Annotated in this window: 22 protein-coding genes and 1 tRNA gene; 9 read left to right on the top strand and 14 right to left on the bottom strand. The window is 55.5% G+C overall.

The features are described 5' to 3' along the window. From EOL86_06145 to EOL86_06125, 5 genes are all read left to right on the top strand, one after another. Positions 1 to 600 (top strand): ATP-binding cassette domain-containing protein (locus EOL86_06145; GenBank protein ID NCD25154.1); only part of this gene is annotated, 600 nt, incomplete at its 5' end. After that, complete coding sequence (locus EOL86_06140) at positions 537 to 1,391, top strand: ABC transporter permease (GenBank protein ID NCD25153.1); 855 nt, start codon at positions 537 to 539, stop codon at positions 1,389 to 1,391. The genes EOL86_06145 and EOL86_06140, both read left to right, overlap by 64 nt. A gap of 125 nt (positions 1,392 to 1,516) precedes the next feature. Then, on the top strand, positions 1,517 to 1,873 hold the full coding sequence (locus tag EOL86_06135; protein NCD25152.1) for a hypothetical protein: 357 nt from the start codon (positions 1,517 to 1,519) through the stop codon (positions 1,871 to 1,873). Positions 1,874 to 1,999: 126 nt separating this feature from the next. Continuing rightward, positions 2,000 to 3,550, top strand: a complete 1,551-nt coding sequence (locus tag EOL86_06130; GenBank protein NCD25151.1) for an alkaline phosphatase — start codon at positions 2,000 to 2,002, stop codon at positions 3,548 to 3,550. A gap of 48 nt (positions 3,551 to 3,598) precedes the next feature. Further along, a complete protein-coding gene (locus EOL86_06125) occupies positions 3,599 to 4,762 on the top strand; it encodes a YibE/F family protein (GenBank protein ID NCD25150.1) in 1,164 nt (387 codons plus the stop codon). A 152-nt stretch (positions 4,763 to 4,914) separates the two neighbouring features. Here the strand turns inward: EOL86_06125 and EOL86_06120 are convergent, their stop codons facing one another. The 5 genes from EOL86_06120 to EOL86_06100 all read right to left on the bottom strand — a co-directional run bounded on the left by EOL86_06120 (position 4,915) and on the right by EOL86_06100 (position 8,194). After that, complete coding sequence (locus EOL86_06120) at positions 4,915 to 5,748, bottom strand: KH domain-containing protein (GenBank protein ID NCD25149.1); 834 nt, start codon at positions 5,746 to 5,748, stop codon at positions 4,915 to 4,917. 79 nt (positions 5,749 to 5,827) lie between these two features. Beyond that, on the bottom strand, positions 5,828 to 7,435 hold the full coding sequence (locus EOL86_06115; protein ID NCD25148.1) for a membrane protein insertase YidC: 1,608 nt from the start codon (positions 7,433 to 7,435) through the stop codon (positions 5,828 to 5,830). 5 nt (positions 7,436 to 7,440) lie between these two features. Continuing rightward, positions 7,441 to 7,674 carry a membrane protein insertion efficiency factor YidD gene (gene yidD, locus EOL86_06110; protein NCD25147.1) on the bottom strand — a complete coding sequence of 78 codons (234 nt, stop codon included), beginning with the start codon at positions 7,672 to 7,674 and terminating at the stop codon, positions 7,441 to 7,443. A gap of 14 nt (positions 7,675 to 7,688) precedes the next feature. Continuing rightward, positions 7,689 to 8,069, bottom strand: a complete 381-nt coding sequence (gene rnpA / locus EOL86_06105) for a ribonuclease P protein component (GenBank protein ID NCD25146.1) — start codon at positions 8,067 to 8,069, stop codon at positions 7,689 to 7,691. Further along, positions 8,057 to 8,194, bottom strand: a complete 138-nt coding sequence (locus EOL86_06100; GenBank protein ID NCD25145.1) for a 50S ribosomal protein L34 — start codon at positions 8,192 to 8,194, stop codon at positions 8,057 to 8,059. The genes rnpA and EOL86_06100 overlap by 13 nt, the downstream gene beginning before the upstream one ends. A 130-nt stretch (positions 8,195 to 8,324) precedes the next feature. Between EOL86_06100 and EOL86_06095 the strand changes: the two genes are divergently transcribed. Then, positions 8,325 to 8,927 carry a phosphatase PAP2 family protein gene (locus tag EOL86_06095; GenBank protein NCD25144.1) on the top strand — a complete coding sequence of 201 codons (603 nt, stop codon included), beginning with the start codon at positions 8,325 to 8,327 and terminating at the stop codon, positions 8,925 to 8,927. On the opposite strand, the gene EOL86_06090 is transcribed toward EOL86_06095, so the two are convergent. Next, positions 8,858 to 9,154 carry a lipid A biosynthesis acyltransferase gene (locus EOL86_06090; GenBank protein NCD25143.1) on the bottom strand — a complete coding sequence of 99 codons (297 nt, stop codon included), beginning with the start codon at positions 9,152 to 9,154 and terminating at the stop codon, positions 8,858 to 8,860. The two genes, EOL86_06095 and EOL86_06090, sit on opposite strands and share 70 nt — an antisense overlap. 23 nt (positions 9,155 to 9,177) lie before the next feature. Beyond that, a complete protein-coding gene (locus tag EOL86_06085) occupies positions 9,178 to 9,909 on the bottom strand; it encodes a glycosyltransferase (GenBank protein NCD25142.1) in 732 nt (243 codons plus the stop codon). Between the two features lie 65 nt (positions 9,910 to 9,974). Here EOL86_06085 and EOL86_06080 point away from each other — a divergent pair. Next, a tRNA-Met gene (locus EOL86_06080) sits at positions 9,975 to 10,051 on the top strand. Between the two features lie 237 nt (positions 10,052 to 10,288). Here EOL86_06080 and EOL86_06075 read toward each other — a convergent pair. After that, positions 10,289 to 10,609, bottom strand: coding sequence for an Hpt domain-containing protein (locus EOL86_06075; protein ID NCD25141.1), 321 nt, complete (start codon positions 10,607 to 10,609; stop codon positions 10,289 to 10,291). Between the two features lie 282 nt (positions 10,610 to 10,891). On the opposite strand from EOL86_06075, the gene EOL86_06070 reads away from it, so the two are divergent. Next, a complete protein-coding gene (locus EOL86_06070) occupies positions 10,892 to 11,350 on the top strand; it encodes a chemotaxis protein CheX (GenBank protein NCD25140.1) in 459 nt (152 codons plus the stop codon). Between the two features lie 13 nt (positions 11,351 to 11,363). Beyond that, positions 11,364 to 12,170, top strand: a complete 807-nt coding sequence (locus EOL86_06065) for a hypothetical protein (protein NCD25139.1) — start codon at positions 11,364 to 11,366, stop codon at positions 12,168 to 12,170. Between the two features lie 83 nt (positions 12,171 to 12,253). Here EOL86_06065 and EOL86_06060 read toward each other — a convergent pair whose 3' ends face one another. The 6 genes from EOL86_06060 to EOL86_06035 all read right to left on the bottom strand — a co-directional run. Then, entirely contained in the window at positions 12,254 to 12,619 is a 366-nt protein-coding gene (locus EOL86_06060; protein NCD25138.1) for a 4Fe-4S dicluster domain-containing protein, read from the bottom strand. A gap of 11 nt (positions 12,620 to 12,630) precedes the next feature. Then, positions 12,631 to 13,707 (bottom strand): NADH-quinone oxidoreductase subunit D, encoded by a 1,077-nt coding sequence (locus EOL86_06055; GenBank protein NCD25137.1) that lies wholly within the window; start codon positions 13,705 to 13,707, stop codon positions 12,631 to 12,633. Next, positions 13,707 to 14,087 carry an NADH-quinone oxidoreductase subunit C gene (locus EOL86_06050; GenBank protein NCD25136.1) on the bottom strand — a complete coding sequence of 127 codons (381 nt, stop codon included), beginning with the start codon at positions 14,085 to 14,087 and terminating at the stop codon, positions 13,707 to 13,709. Before EOL86_06050 ends, EOL86_06055 begins: the two co-directional genes overlap by 1 nt. Positions 14,088 to 14,089: 2 nt before the next feature. After that, positions 14,090 to 14,614, bottom strand: coding sequence for an NADH-quinone oxidoreductase subunit B (locus EOL86_06045; protein ID NCD25135.1), 525 nt, complete (start codon positions 14,612 to 14,614; stop codon positions 14,090 to 14,092). Between the two features lie 20 nt (positions 14,615 to 14,634). Continuing rightward, a complete protein-coding gene (locus EOL86_06040; GenBank protein NCD25134.1) occupies positions 14,635 to 15,495 on the bottom strand; it encodes an NADH-quinone oxidoreductase subunit H in 861 nt (286 codons plus the stop codon). Then, a partial coding sequence (locus tag EOL86_06035; GenBank protein NCD25133.1) for an NADH-quinone oxidoreductase subunit L occupies positions 15,495 to 16,595 on the bottom strand: 1,101 nt, incomplete at its 5' end. The genes EOL86_06035 and EOL86_06040, both read right to left, overlap by 1 nt.

Genomic DNA, 16,595 nt, shown 5'->3' with positions numbered 1-16,595 from the left:
GTCATTTTGGACGCGATCAATCTGATCGTGCGTCCGGGAGACCATCTGGTGCTGACCGGTCCGTCCGGGAGCGGAAAATCCACGCTGCTCAAGGTCGCCATCCTTTTCGAGCCGGCTGACAACGGCGAGGTGCTCTGGGGCGGCCAACGGCTCACTCCGGCCGACCTGGCCGTCCATCGCCGCCGCTTCCTGTACATCGGCCAAAAGCCCCTGCCCTTTGACGGCACGGCCGGTGAGTACCTTGACCTTCCCTTCACCTTCGCCGCCAATCGCACCCTGCAACCGGACCGCGTCCATCAGGACCGCCTGATGACCGCCGTGAACCTGGACCTGGCACTGCGCGACACGTCCTATGCCCGGCTATCCGGCGGCGAACAGCAGCGTCTGACCATCATCCAGGGTCTGCAGCTGAACCGCTCCTTTTGCCTGCTGGACGAGATCACCTCCAGCCTGGACCGGGACGCCACGCGGGCCGTGATCCGCCTCTTTGCCGAGGACACAACGCGGACCGTGCTGGCCGTGACCCACAACCGCGAATGGCTGGACTTCGACTTCACGGAACTCTGTCTGGACAACGGCAAATTGGAGAAAACCGCATGAACGAAACCGTGGTCATCGCCATGCCCGCCCTGTTGGCCTATGCGCTCATCCTGATCCTTCCGGTGGCCATTTTTCGACACCTGAAGCTTCGCCTGACCAAGGAACTGCTCATCGCCATGGTCCGCATGGCCGTGCAGCTGGGACTGGTCGCCCTGTACCTGGAATACATCTTTCGCCTGGACAACCTCGCGGTCAACGCGGCGTGGGTCCTGGTCATGATCGTGGTTGCCACGGCTTCCATCCTGCGCCAGGGCGGACTGTCCTGGCAAAAATGTCTGTGGACGATGCTCCCCGCGCAGCTGCTGACCTCCATCCTGGTCCTGACCGGCTTCCTGCTTCTCTTCGATTTCGCCACCCTGACCTCGGCCCGCTATCTGGTACCCCTCATGGGCATGGTGCTGGGCAACATTCTGCGCAGCAATGTCGTGGCCCTGGATCGCTTTTTTTCGGAACTGCGCGCCGGTGAGGACATTCATATCCAGTATCTGACCCTGGGAGCCAGTCCATCCGAAGCGATCCGCCCCTTTTTGCGCAACGCCTTCCGCGCGGCCGTTGGCCCCCAACTGGGAACCATCGCCACCATGGGCATCGTGTCCCTGCCGGGAATGATGACCGGCCAGATTCTGGGGGGATCGTCGCCGGCAGTGGCCATCGGCTACCAGATCATGATCATGATCGCGATTTTCACCGCAGCCACGGTGTCCGTATTTCTGGCTGTGCATTTTGCCCGGCATATCGCCTTCGACGACTGGGGGCGCATCAAGCCGGACATCTTCATCGGGCGCCGATAAATATCCATTATTTCTTAAAATACAAGGTATTACGATTTTCTTTTCGATGTTGTAATTTTCATGGGTCCTGCTACACCCGGCCACGACTCATTGCACTTCCGTTCCTCCGGAACAAGGCGGGCCCCATGCGTTTTTATCTTTCGACCATCATTCTGCTGTCTTTAAGCAACATCTTCATGACCTTTGCCTGGTACGGCCACCTGCGCAACCTGTCCCAGACGCCATGGGTCGTCGCGGCCTTTGCCAGCTGGGGCATCGCCCTCCTCGAATATCTACTCCAGGTTCCGGCCAACCGAATCGGCCATCAGGTCATGAATGTCGGCCAGCTCAAAATCCTGCAGGAATGCATCGCCCTGTCCGTATTCATCCCCTTTTCCATTCTGTACATGAAGGAAAAGCCGAGCATGGACTATGTCTGGGCAGGAGTGTGCATCCTCGGTGCGGCGTTCTTCATGTTTCGCAGCAAAATCTTCGGGAGCTGAAGAACCACACGTCCACGCCTTTCCATCTGGACGCGCCGTCTTGACAGTCTTGTCACCCCGCCGTCGCACAACCGTCACCGCAATACGAGATTGAAGCGCAACCAAACTTCAACCAAGGAGTCATCCATGCGCATCAGTTTTCGTTTTCCGGTCTCCGGACTGGCGACCCGCCTCGCGACCGGAGCCTGTCTGGTTCTGCTTCTGGCGCAGGCAGCCTGGGCCGCCGAGGCCAAATACGTTTTTCTGTTCATCGGCGACGGCATGAGCGTGTCCCAGTCCAGCGCCGCCGAAATGTACAAGGCCGCCCTCAAGGGCGAAGCCAAGGCCGGCGTGGAGAAACTCAACTTCTCGACCTTTCCGGCCCAGGGCATGACCACGACCTATTCCAGCGAATCCCTGATCACCGATTCCGCCGCGGCCGGCACGGCCATCGCCTCGGGCGTGAAAACCTACAACGCGGGACTGGGCGTGGACGTCAACGGCAAGCCCGTGCGCACCTTCGCGGAACTGGCCAGGGACGCGGGCAAGAAAGTCGGCATCGTGTCCTCCGTGTCCCTGGACCACGCCACTCCGGCCGCGTTCTACGCCCATCAGAAAAGTCGGAAGAACTATTATGAGATCGGCCTGGAACTGGCGGCCAGCGACTTCGACTATTTCGCCGGCGGCGGGCTTCTCGATCCAGCGGGCAAAAAATCAAAAGCCGAAGGCGAAAAGGTCAACGTCATCGACGCGATCAAGAAGGCCGGCTACGCCTATATCAATGACAAGACCGGCTTCGAGGCCCTCAAGGCCGGAGCCAAGGCCGTTGTCGTCAACCCGCGCCTGCAGGACGAGCAGGCCATGCCCTACGCCATGGACACCACGGCCGAAGACATCGGCCTGGCCGACCTGACCGCGAAAGGCATTGAAGTTCTGGACAACCCCAAGGGATTTTTCATGATGGTCGAGGCAGGAAAAATCGACTGGGCCTGCCACGCCAACGACGCCATGGCCGCCATCGGCGACGTGCTGGCTTTCGAGCAGGCCGTGGCCAAGGCCGTGGATTTCGCCGCCAAACACCCCAAGGACACCCTGATCGTGGTCACCGGAGATCACGAAACCGGAGGGCTAACCCTGGGATTTTCCGGGACCAAATATTCGACCTATTTCAAAAACCTCCAGCACCAAAAGGTGTCCTACGTCGCCTTTAACGAGGAGTTCGACGCTTGGCGCAAGGCCAATCCCACGGCGTCCTTTGACGCCATCGCCACGCTGGTGGAGACCCGTTTCGGCCTGAAAACCCCATCCGAAACCGAGCTGGCCGACATGGCCAAGGCCGCCGCGGACGCCGAATATGCCAAAAGCATCGGGTCCAAATATGCCATGTATCTGAAGGATTTCGAGCTGGCCGACCTCAAGGCTGCCTTTGCCCGCAGCATGGCCGGAGAAAAAATCAAAGCCGCCGGTCGGGATTACCTGCTCTACGGATCCTATGAGCCCTTCACCGTGACCCTGACCCATCTGCTGAACCAGAAAGCCGGCCTGGCCTGGACATCATATTCCCACACCGGAGTGCCAGTCCTGACCTCGGCCACGGGCGCCGGAGCCGAAAGCTTCTCCGGATTCTACGACAACACCGACATGTTCACCAAATTCGTGGACGCTCTGGGCCTCAAGGCCAGCGTGGCCATGAACTGATTGTCATCGCGCGGCCGGCCCAGCCGGCCGCGTTTTTTGGAGCTCATCATGTCCCTGCCCAAAGACGCCCGGTTGACGATTCTGTTCGTTATCTTATCCGCGATTCTCCATTTCGCGCCCACCGGCTTCGAAAACCGCCAGTCCGGCGAATCCCTGCGCTGCAAGGGCGAGGTGGTCGAGGTCGATGACAGCCAGGTCCACACCTACGGCATCGTCACGGCCGGCATCCAAGGCCTGTCGCTCCGCCTGCTGGATGGCCCCCACGCGGGTCGGGTGGTGCAGGCCCACAACGAAATGCTCGGCAAAATGGATCTGGATAAACGATTCGCCGTGGGCGACCACGCCCTGGTCGTGCTGTCCCTGGAAAATGGGGCCATCTCCCATGCCGTGGCCCAGGATTATTACCGCCTGGGCGTCGAAGGGGTTTTGTTTGGCCTCTTCTCCCTCGTGCTGCTTGTCTTTTCCGGCTGGACCGGCGCCAAGGCCCTTCTATCCTTTGTCTTTTCCGGCTACGTTATCTGGAAGCTGCTCGTTCCGGCATTTCTGCACGGCCATGACCCCATCCTCACCGCGCTCCTGCTGGTGACGCTGCTCGTGGGCGCGATCATCTTTCTGGTTGGAGGGCTGAGCCGACGCGCTCTGGCCGCATTTTTTGGCTCGCTTCTGGGAATCATCGCCACCTGCGCCCTGGCCCTGGCATTCAGCGGTCCATTCCGTCTACACGGGGCAGTGGTGCCGTTTTCGGAAACCCTTCTCTACAGTGGCTTCGCCCATCTGGACCTGACCCGAGTCTTTCTGGCCTCCATCTTCATCGCCTGTTCCGGGGCGGTCATGGATCTGGCCATGGACGTGGCCACCAGCCTGGAAGAAGTGCTGACCGCCAACCCCGACATGCATTTCGGCCAAGCCCTGGCATCGGGACTACGCGTGGGCCGGGTGGTGGTCGGCACCATGACGACAACCCTGCTTCTGGCCTATTCCGGCGGCTACATTTCCCTGCTCATGGTCTTCATGGCCCAAAATATACCCATGGCCAGTATTCTGAACATCAATCTTGTCGCGGCCGAAATCATGACCACCCTGGTCGGCAGCTTCGGGCTGGTACTGGTGGCTCCGTTCACGGCCCTGACCGGGGCCGTATTGCTCACCAGGCGTTCCATGACCACGCCCGACCATGGCCCAAGCCTCGCGCCCCTGGCCGCCAACGAATAATTTCAAGAGAATGGCTTTTGCGAAAACGCGGGCAATCACGTCCACCGTTGTCCGCCAAATCGGCCATGATGCGTCCCGTGACGAAAAAAATGCGACAAAAAAGGCCAATCGACATCCGCCGATTGGCCTTTTGATCTTGCACTGCGCCCAAATCAGGACTGACGCACTCCGGGCTCGTCATCCTGGCGTTTGAACGGGCGGCTCCCCCGACGCTTGACCGGCAGGATCAGGACCCGTTTCATGGGCCCCTCCCCCTTGCTCCGGGTTTGTACCCCGTGATCATCCTGCAGGGCCATGTGCACCACCCGCCGATGAAAGGAACTCAATGGCTTGGTGCTTTGCACTCTTCCGGATTTCTTGGCTTTTTGAGACAGAAACACGGCAATGCCCTGCAACTGCTCCTGCTGTTTTTGGCGGTAGTCCCCGGCATCAAGCTGAATTCTGGGGCTCCGGGGCCAGGCCTTGGAAACGATCCGGTTGGTGAGATATTGCAAGGCGGTGATCGTCTGGCCGTCCCGACCAATGATCAGGCCGGAATATTCATCGTCCTCGATATGGACAAGAATCGGGTCGCCACTGGTATCGACGCCAAAACGGATATCACCGCCAATGGGGCGTAACAGGGTGCCCACGATGGAACGAATGGTCTCCTCGAGCTTGGCCCGGTCCTCGGCGGATAAAACCATCGAAACGCGCGGTTCGTCTTCATCCTCGTCTTCAAAAGACGGCACGGTCTCCGCTGCGTCCTCGGACGCTTCTGGAAGCGGAACCTCGCTTTCCTCGACGTTCTCCACCACGGCCGTGTCCGCGGGGCGCCGTCGCGTGACCCGTATACAGGCTTTTTTCGCTCCAAGCCCAAAAATACCGGAAGAACCGCCACGGACAATATCAATTTCCAATGCGTCGCGCTGAACATCAAAAAACCGACAGGCATCCTCGATTGCCTGATCAACGGTCTTGGCCTGAAATTCACGATACGTGTTCATCCACTTCTCCTTGAACATGCAACAATGGCATCCCATCCTAGGCGGGACTGGGAGCAGCCCGACACGGGGCTGCCTTGGACTATTTCACTTTTCTGATCATCAACCACTGCTGCGCGATGGAGAGCACGTTATTGACCAACCAGTAAATCACGAGTCCGGCTGGAAAATTCAGGAAAAGAAAGGTGAAGATAACCGGCATGAACATCATGATCTTGGTCTGCATGGGATCACCGGCCGGCGGGGCCATGCGCTGCTGCAGAAACATGGTCGCGCCCATGACCAGGGGCGTGATATAGTAGGGATCCTTGGCCGACAAGTCCGCCAGCCAGACCAGATCGGTGCCGGGCAAATACGGGATAAAGGCCGCGTGACGCAGCTCGATGGCGCCCAGCAGGGCCTGATACAGGGCGAAAAACACGGGAATCTGCAGCAGCATGGGCACACAGCCGCCAGCCGGGTTGACCTTGTAGGTTTTGTACAACTGCATGATCTCGGCGTTCATCTTTTCGCGATCATCGGCGTGTTTTTCCCGGATCTTGGCCATCATGGGCTGCAGCTTCTTCATCTGTTCCATGGACTTGTAGCTCTTGTGCGACAGCGGCCAGAACAGAATCTTGATGATGACGGTCAGGATGATGATGGCCAGGCCATAGTTGCCGACGTAGCCATACAAAAACACGAGAAATTGGTTCAAGGGCTTGGCGATGACATCAAAAAAGCCATAGTTGATGCTGGCCCTCAAATTCTTGGGCATGGCCGCGAGAAACGCATCCGTCTTGGGTCCAAGATAATACGAACATGTCCGCAGCTGCGTCACGCCCGGATCGAGCAACAGCGGATCGGCAATGGTCATGCGATAGACATTGTCTTCAAGCTTGGCTCGCGCCGTCATGTCCGAGGAAGTCGGCACCAGAGCCATCAGAAAATAATTGCTTTCTATTCCGGCCCATTGGACAGGAGTCGGAGACTCCAGGCCCCGCTGCAAGTCCTTGCTGTCGTCTTCCTCGGTCAATTCATCCGCGGCCAGGTACGCGACCTTGGTCAAATTGTACTGATCCCCCTCGGCGCTAAGAGGCACGCTGGACACGGAAAAGGAGACGTTGCCCTGGATCTGGGCCGTCGAGGTGTTGGTGACCTTGACCTCTTCCTTGATCTCGTAGGATCCGCCGACAAAAGACAGATTGCGCACGATCTGGACCCCGGCCATGACGCCGGTCAGTTGCAGATTGCCGGTCTGTCCTTCGGCCAGATTCAAATCCCCGCCTTCGACCTTCCATTCTCCCTGGGCCCAGGTCGGGGTGGTATTCCAGATCAGGCCCAATGGCGCCTTGGTCAGGGACTGGGGCGTGACCAGATCTATATTCTTGGAATCCTTGGCAATGGTTTCCTTGAAGGACTTCAGCACAAAACTCTCCAGAACGCCGCCGGAGGTATTGATCACGGCCCGGTACAACGGCGTGTCCACCGTGACTTTTCCTCCGGTGACAGGAGTGAACTGGACTGTTTGGGGCTCGGCAGCGGCAGCCGGCTGCGTTTGAGCGGGGGCGGGGGAGACTGTTTGGTTCTGCCCGACCGTTGATTGGTTGCCTGTCTCCAGGGGGGTGATGGACGGAAAGAAATAATTCCAAGTCAGGAGAACCATCAGGGACAAAACGACCGCAAGGATGACACGTTTATTGTTATCCATTGAATTCAATCTCGCTTTGAAGTGTTGGGTGTGGGAACCGGATCATAACCACCAGCACACAGAGGGTGACAACGAAGCAGCCGTAGCAGCGCGAGGCCCAAGCCCCGGAAAACACCATGGGACATGACAGCCTGCCGCGCGTATTCGGAACAGGAAGGCGTGAAACGACAGCACGGAGAATAGAGCGGGGATATCAGATACTGATACAGGGAAATACAAAAAACCACTGCTTTGCGCATGCAAAGGACTCCGGTCACGGCAATAAAGGCGGATCGGCCAGGGCGGCAATTCTTTGCATCAGGGGATCAAGCTCGGATTGTACCCGAGCCAAATCAAGATCCTGCACGCGCAGACCCCGCTTGGGCACGACAACAATATCCGCCGAGATAGCGAGTTCATGCCGCCGAAGCCGGAAAAATTCCCGGATCAGCCGCTTGACTCGGTTACGACGCACGGAATTGCCGATTTTCTTGCTGACCGCCAGTCCAAGACGCCAGGACAGAGCATCGCCTTCCCGTGCGCGGACAAAGAGCACAAAACTCTTTGAAAAGAAACGACGGCCCCGGTCATAACAACACGTGAACTGGGGCCGCCTCGTCAATCGGTAAGAGGGGGGGAATGTTAAACGGCTAATCTCTTTCTTCCCTTGGCTCTTCTGCGGCGCAGGACGGCTTGGCCGTTCTTGGTTCGGGAACGGACCAAAAATCCGTAGGATCTTTTGCGTTTTGTGGTGCTCGGCTGATATGTTCTTTTGCTCATCTCGCGTCTCCTTCAAAAAAAGTAAATTGGGAAAATAGCCGCGAATCCTTGACTCGTCAAGAACTCAATCCAGGCTGATTCTGGACTTTTCCCGCGTCATCCTCCAAACTTGTAAAAACAAGGAGTGGTCATGTATTTCCACACCCCGGACTGGGAGATGTCCCTTTTTCGCTGGATAAACGACACTTGGCGCAACCCTGTCTTCGATTTGATCCTGCCAGCCCTGTCGGCCACGCCTTTTCTTTGGGCCCTCGCCATCGGCGCCGCGATCCTGGCCATTCATCGTGTCCAGGCCCCCCTGGCTCTGATTCTTGGTCTGAGCATGGTTGTCGGAGCCTCGGATCTGGCCTGCTCCTTCATCAAGGATGGCAGCCAACGCCAACGACCCTACCATTATCTGTCCAGCACGTGGTATCTCGACGGCGATACCTGGAAACAGCGGCCCGTGGAATTCATGCCCAGCACCAGCAGCAGATCGTCCTATCCGTCGGCCCACGCCGCCAATTCGGTCGCGGCGGTCTGGATCTTCCGCGCGGTCTACCGCTTCAAGGCCATCTGGTTCGTGCCCCTGCTGATCGGTCTGTCCCGCGTCTACCTGGGCAAACACTTTCCCATGGATATCGTCGCGGGCGGGCTGATTGGCCTGGCCGTGGCTGTCGCGCTTCAACCCATCTGGCTGACGTTTTTCAACCGGGTCCGCTCCCGATGGATCAGATACAGGTTGCGAAGATAGATAAGAGACCCGGTGGATTGCCCGATCGTGAACACAATATCCCGCCGCAACACCGCGTAAACCAACAGACAAACACTGCCCAGCAAACTGAAATACCAAAAGCTGACGGGGATTATGCTCTTTTTATTCCGCTCGGACACGAGCCATTGCCAAAAAAAACGCATGAAAAAAAAGCCCTGACCCAGAAAACCAATGGCCAAAAGCCACCACTGGGATGAAGTCTCCATAAATTTCCCAAGACCAACCGGCCTCATTTGATATTGGTTTCCGCGACCCGAAAGGAGATATGCCGTTTTTGCATCCAGCGGACCGCCAGCAGATCATAGGCGGCGGACCAAGCCCGGTCCCAAATCCCATACTTGGAGACACCATTGCGCCTCGGCCGATGATTGACCCGCTGCTCGACGACAACAGCCCCCTCGAGCTTCATCAGGGTTGGCAAAAAACGGTGCATGCCCGTGAACATGGGCACCATCCGAGCCATGTCCGCGCGCATGACCTTCAAGGAACATCCCGTGTCCCGAACCGTCTCGCGGCTGATGCCGTTGCGGACCCAATTGGCGAAACGGGATGCACAGCGTTTGACGCGGCTATCCTGGCGCTTGGCACGCCACCCAATGACCATGTCAGCCCCCCGGACATATGCGTCGAGCATGGCCGGGATATCCGCTGGGTCGTTTTGCAGATCCGCGTCCATGGTCACCAGGACATTCCCCGTCGCGAAACGAAACCCAGCGGAAAAAGCGGCCGTTTGTCCACAATTATGTTCGAAGGCGACATATCGAACCCGCCCGTCATTTTCCGCGAGATGGCGGATTACATCCAGGCCGCGATCCGAACTGCCGTCGTCGATAAACACAAATTCCCACGGCCACGCTTGGCTGGCCATGGCCCGAGACACCTCCCGATACAGATCCAGCAAATTTTCCTGTTCATTATATACTGGAATTATTATCGAAATTTTGGAAATACAATTTTTCATATGAAAAAGCGAATATAATGTTTGACAGCCCTTGTAAACCTGCATAGATGTCTTTTCTCACATGACGCGGGGTGGAGCAGCATGGTAGCTCGTCGGGCTCATAACCCGAAGGTCGTAGGTTCAAATCCTGCCCCCGCTACCAACGACGACAAGGGCTTGGAGTAATCCAAGTCCTTTTTCTTTGCTCGACGCCAAAAAAAATCCATGGAAAAACACATCGAAATCACGATCCAACATGCCCAAATTGGCAAATTCATGAGCCAAAAAGCCTTTGATGACTGGGAGTTCCGGGTCAAGGCCTTGGAAATCGCGCTCCGCATGAACCCCGGTCTTCTCGACGGGTTTGAAGAGGACGGAGCCCCGTTCGTCATGTACTGATCTACCTGGGCCGAGCCAACTCGCCCAATTTATGCTGGATGGACTTGAAGAGGACTTCCGTGTCCATCACGACGCCATTCTTGGCTTTTGCCTCCAACTCCCTGGCCAGTTCCGCGATGTCGTCGAGTCCCATGTTGTATAAGGTCCCCTTCAACATGTGCCCAACCTCCCTGGCCTCGGCCAGATCATGACCGATAATGGCCCTCTCCAGCCGCCCCAGGGAGTCCAGAACCGTATCGCGGCCAATCTCGAAAAGTTCGCCCACATCATCCAACCCCAGACCATACACACGACACAAATGGCTTTTAACGCGATGTTCCATGTCCAATGCCCATGATTTAAAGGATGAGGAATATGTGTCCCCTGGACCGGGAGCACTCCTCCTGCTCTAGGGGGGCCCGGCCGGACTGGCAAGGGGCCAGGCCCCAGCGTGGGAAAAACCCGCCATTCCAGACTGTCCGCCGCGCTTCAGGTCGCTTGCCGCGTGGCTGTCTGGCGGTATGCGGCCTGATCCGGAAAAATATGGCTTTCCCGCCATGCATGGTTGACCCGACCCAGCTTGTATCCTTAGTAAAGCCACAGAAACTTCCACAAGGAGCTGCGCATGGATCCAGCACTGGCAAAACCCTTCATCAAGGCAACCAAGGATGTCCTGTCCGCCATGGCTTCACTGGAAGTCGTGGCCGGAACGCCCTATGTCAAAAAAAATAACGTGGCCACGGGCGACGTTTCGGCGGTCATCGGCATCACTGGCGACAAAAATGGTACCTTTTCCATTTCCTTTGATCGCAAGACCGCCGTTCACATTGTCAAGCAAATGCTCGGCGATGCCATCGAGGACATCCTGCGCGACGTGCAGGACGCCGTCGGCGAAATCACCAACATGATTTCCGGCCAAGCCCGTGTTGGACTGGTCGAATACGGCCTCAAACTGCAAGGCTCGACCCCGTCGGTCATCATGGGTGACAACCACACCATCGCCCACATGACCTCGACTCTCGCCATGGCCATTCCCTTTTCCTGCGAGGCCGGCTCCTTCACCCTTGAATTCTGCTTCGACTAGGCCACGAATGAGCGTGGACATCAATGCCCAGGTCACAAACCTGCTGCTGGAAGCCAGTACGGGTGGCCCCGGCGCCTCGGCCACGGAATTCGACATCCTGGAAATGCCACTCGAAGGCGTGGCCGCTTTTTGGCTTTCGGTCAAAAAAACCATGGAAGCCAAGAAAGTTTCGGATAACTTCCTGGTCGAGGAAGCCCGGCACACCAAGGAACCCTACATCAGATTTCTGCTGGAATTGGCCGCCTCATCGCTGCCACCCGATCGCTGCGAGCATTTGGCGCATGTTCGAAAAAACAATATCCTCTCTGAATTACAACGAAAATACGTTCTCATGGCCATTGGACTCCTGGGTATTGTGTCCAACGAAAATCCGCAAAAGGTCATGATCCGCTTTCTTTCCAAATTTCACATCGCGCCTATTTTTGAAAAGCAGGTCTTTGACGTGGCCCAGGTCATGCTCAAAAATCTGGACAACGCGGATCTGAACAAGGCCAAGTTTCTCAACATCGATCACAAGCTCAAAATCGAGGCCCTGCTCATCACCCTGATCTTTTATTGCATGCTGGCGCGGCGGGGTGGCCCCCAGGCCCTGCTGAAGTACGAGGACTATATCACCTCCGCGTATTTCAAGGATGGGCTGCATCTAATCTGCGACGGCTTCGACTATGACTTTGTCAAATACCGCCTGAACCTCGTCAAAAAAGAAATCTTGACCGACACGGAAATGAAGATGGACCTGTCCATGAGCATGATGTCCGCGCTGAAATCACAGGTCCCGTTCAGCGATCTCTATCTCGTGGCCAAGGCGTACTTGCCCTGACACCTACTTTTCCACTTGCGCCAAGCAAAAGGCCGCCCCCCTCAAGGGGGGGGCGGCCTTTTGCTTGGTAGTCGCAACCAAGCCTATTCCTGGGCTTTTTTCTTCTTTTCCGGCCCCTTTGTTTGGAGCAACTGATTATTTTCTTTCATCTTCGCGGGTTTGCGATAATTCTTGTCCATGAACAGACAATGTGTCGGACAATGATCTACACAAATTCCACAATAAATGCATGCATACGGATCAACTTCCCACGTTTTTGCATCCTTATTAACCGTGATGCACTGTGATGGGCATTTTTTAGCACACATTCCGCACATAATGCACTCTTCAATTTTTATGTCCAAATTTCCACGAACGTTATCGTAAGGCTCCCGAACAACATAAGGATAAAGTCGTGTATGCGATTTTGACAAAAAATTCTTGATAATTGTTGAAGTCATATCAAGCATTAAAGGCCTCCTTAACGTTCAGTGCAGCTGATGCACGGGTCAATAGACAATGCAATGACCGGAACATCGGCCATTTCACTTCCAGGAAGCATAGCCAGAAGAGGCGGTACGTTGGCAAACGTGGGAGTTCTGATACGGACACGGTCAAGATATTTCTTCCCCGTCCCTTTAACATAATACAACACTTCTCCGCGTGGCTGCTCGGCGCGGCAGACAATCTCGCCCTCGGGTTTTCCCTTGACCTTGGTTTCGATTTCCCCTCCAGGAAGCTTCGCAATCAGCTGGCGGATCAAATCGATGGACTGGTACAATTCCCGGAAACGGACCATTGTCCGAGCCCAGCTATCGCCTTCTTTTTCAATCACGGGCTCGAAATCCAAATCCTTGTACGCGCCATACCGAATCAGACGCACATCCTGGGCCACGCCAGAACCGCGCAAGGTAGGACCGGCCGCACCAAGGTCATAGGCCTGCTGATAGGTCAGCACGCCAACCCCGACCGTACGCTTTCTGACGGTATAATCGTTGGTCAAAACAGGCTTGATTTTATCGAGTTCCTGCTCCAGTTCGTTCACGACCTGAAGAATCCATCTCGTTTGATCCGGACTCAAATCACGACGCACTCCACCGATTTTATTAACAGAAATGATAACACGATTTCCGGCCGTGGCCTCCATGACGTCCATGACACGCTCGCGAAGACGCCAGACATGCATGAAAAGACTTTCCATGCCAAATGCGTCGGCCAGCAAACCAAACCACAGCATATGGGAATGCATACGGTGCAATTCAGACCAAATCAGTCGCAGATAGTCAGCACGTTTGGGAACCTCAACACCCATCAAACCTTCGATGCACATGCAATATGTGTGTGCGTGAATACAACTGCAAATACCGCAAACACGCTCAACAACCTGAATCATCTGATCCATGTCCTTGATGGAAGCCAATGTTTCCAATCCACGATGAATATATCCCAATGTCGGCAATGCTTCCTTGACGATTTCATTTTCAAGAACAAGCTTCAAATGTAAAGGTTCCGGCAAAACAGGATGCTGCGGTCCAAAAGGTACGATTGTCGACATTATTATGCACCCTCCCCGGCAGTTTCATTCTTGCTGACAGTCACCTTGCAGAAAGGAAATTTCTTAACCTCGTCTTCAAGGTAGAGATGACCGCCAAAATCCAGAGCCATGCCCTCGAAATTGACGCCGAAGTGATCCTTGCTTTCATTTTCAATCAAAAATGCGGCAAGAAAAATTCCGGATATGCTCGGAGCTGTATCATTCTTCAGCAACGTGATTCGTAAATGCTTCAACTGCATGTTCAGCTCAAAATGATAAAGCAGATCAAAGCTATCGCCCAGGTCCACGCAACTCATGGTCACGAAGCGATATCCTTTGTTCTTCAGCGTCTGGACTTCCTCCAAAAGCTGATTCTTGGCGATGTTTTTTGTCTCGAATGCCATACTTACCCCACTACCTGACGATCCTGACGATTTTCATAAAATTCCCTGGCCTTTTTCAGGTCCGCAACCAAGGGTTCCGTCTCTTTATCGGGCTGACGTTCCTTTAATTTTTCCAGGGCCAGGACCACACCGTCGATGATGGCCTCAGGCTTGGCCGGACATCCGGGAACATAAACATCCACGGGAATAATCTTGTCCACGCCGCCCAGCACATTGTAGGACTCGCGGAAAACACCCCCCGTTGCGCCGCATGCGCCAACGGCGACTACGGCTCTGGGTTCCGGCATCTGATCGTAGATATTTTTGAGCACTTTGGCATTGCGCGGATTAACCGTTCCGGAAACCACAAGCACGTCAGCGTGCTTGGGATTACCAATGTTCAAAATACCAAACCGTTCCACGTCATAAACAGGGGTGAGGCAAGCCAGAATTTCAATGTCGCAGCCATTGCAGCTTCCACAATCGAAGTGGAGGAGCCAGGGCGACTTCATTCTGGATGTGTGCAAGAGATCTTTGATAAAGCCCATATCTGAACTCCATTAATTGCTTAGAAAGACTTGGCGTACAGAAGCGCCATATTGAAGAAGGACAGGCTGATTCCAACCGCCCACACATAGGTCAACATCCATCTCCAGGTCATTCTGGGCGTCACGTTATCAATAAGGATCTCGGCCATGTAGGTTATCGCCAACAGCACGACCATACCGATCAGGCTGGTGCTCCAGAACAGGCTGCATATCGCCAGGATGAGCACGATGTCGTACCAATGGGCGATTTCCAGAATGGCCAGATACGGGCCGGAATACTCCGTCAACACGCCCCGGACGAGTTCCTGGTGCGCGTGGTGGCTGGCCGAGATGTCAAACGGCGACTTGCGCAATTTGATGGTCAAAGCAAAGGTCAGCACCAGATACAGCAACGGCAAAAGCAGAAAGATGGGGCGATCATAGGCCAGGATCGCGTCGATCTTGAAGCTGCCGGTGACAAAATAAATACCAACGAAGACAATAACCAAGAGCGGTTCATACGTCAGCATCTGGATCAGCTCGCGCTGGGCGCCAAGCTGGGAATACGGCGAAGGCACGGACAAGGCACCCACAACCATAAACACCGCGCCGATGGTCATGACAAAGAAAATCATGAGCAAATCCGCCTGCATGGCAAAAAGAGCCACGCAGAGAATGGACGCGATCAGATAGATGTGCACACAAAAAATCTGCCAATTATTCACGATGAAACGTTCTTTACCGAGCAGTTTGATGACATCATAGAAGGGCTGCAAAATAGGCGGACCGAAGCGACCCTGGCACCATGCCGTCAAACGACGGTCGATACCGGCCAGCAGGCCGCCAAGAATGGGGCTCAAGACAATTGCCAGAATGACATACAGAATCGTTTTGGCTTCCATTACAGCACCCCCGCCAGCAGAATGGTCAAAATTCCAACCGCGACCAAATTGATCCAGCCGGAAATGCGACCTTCTCCAATCAAGTTTTCCATATAATAATTTGCGGTCTTAAACTCCGCCCAAAGCCCAAGAGGTCCCTTAAAACCCAAATGACGGCTATCCGTCGGATCCTGCAAACCGCAGACATACGGCGTCGAATAGGCCCGCTTGCTGACTTTTTTGGAAGACGAGGCCCGCGCGGCCCAAATCACACCCAAAGTCAGGGCAACAAAAATCGGGTACAAAGCGAACATTCCGATATTGTTTGAAATCACACCTTGAGCGGCCACATAGAGGTCTGTGGAGTAAAACCTCTCCAAAACCGGCAGCACCATGGACGTATACAGGCCAGGAGCAACAAAGCTGATAACAATGGCTGCAATGGCCAAAAAAACCAGGGGCACGCGAATCAGGATCGCCTGCGTCTCAGCTTCCAGATCCACTTCCTGGACCGTGGAAGTCATGAGCAAGCCGAGCCAACGACCCCAGAACACCATGGTCAGGGCCGAGCCAACGGCCAGCATGATGACGACCAACGGCAGGGCAACCGCGGCTTCAACAGCCATCCACTTGGACAAAAGAGCGCCGAAAGGCGGCAGAAACATGGTCACGATGCCGACCACGGCGATCAGGGCCGTCTTGGGCATGACCGTGATCAGACCGCGCATATCCTCGATATCCCGGCTGCCGATTTTCTGCTCAATGGTCCCGACGCACAGGAACATAAGACCTTTGGAGATAGCATGAAAAACAATCAGCAGGATGGCGGCGGACATGGCTGCGGGAGTGTTGATGCCCGCGCAGGCCACGATCATACCCAGGTTGCTGATGGTGGAATACGCCAGAATTTTTTTGCCGTTACTCTGGGACAAGGCCAGAACAGCCGTGGCCAGAAAGGTAAAGGCGCCAAAAAGAGCGACGTAATTGCTGAACGCCGTGCCGGTATAAGCCGGAGCCAAACGGATGACCAGATATACGCCCGCCTTGACCATGGTGCTCGAGTGAAGCAGGGCCGAAACCGGCGTCGGCGCGACCATGGCACCGCACAGCCAACTCTGGAA

The sequence above is a fragment of the Deltaproteobacteria bacterium genome (assembly GCA_009930495.1).
Lineage (GTDB): Bacteria > Desulfobacterota > Desulfovibrionia > Desulfovibrionales > Desulfomicrobiaceae > Desulfomicrobium.
This window is presented reverse-complemented; position numbering and strand designations above follow the sequence as displayed.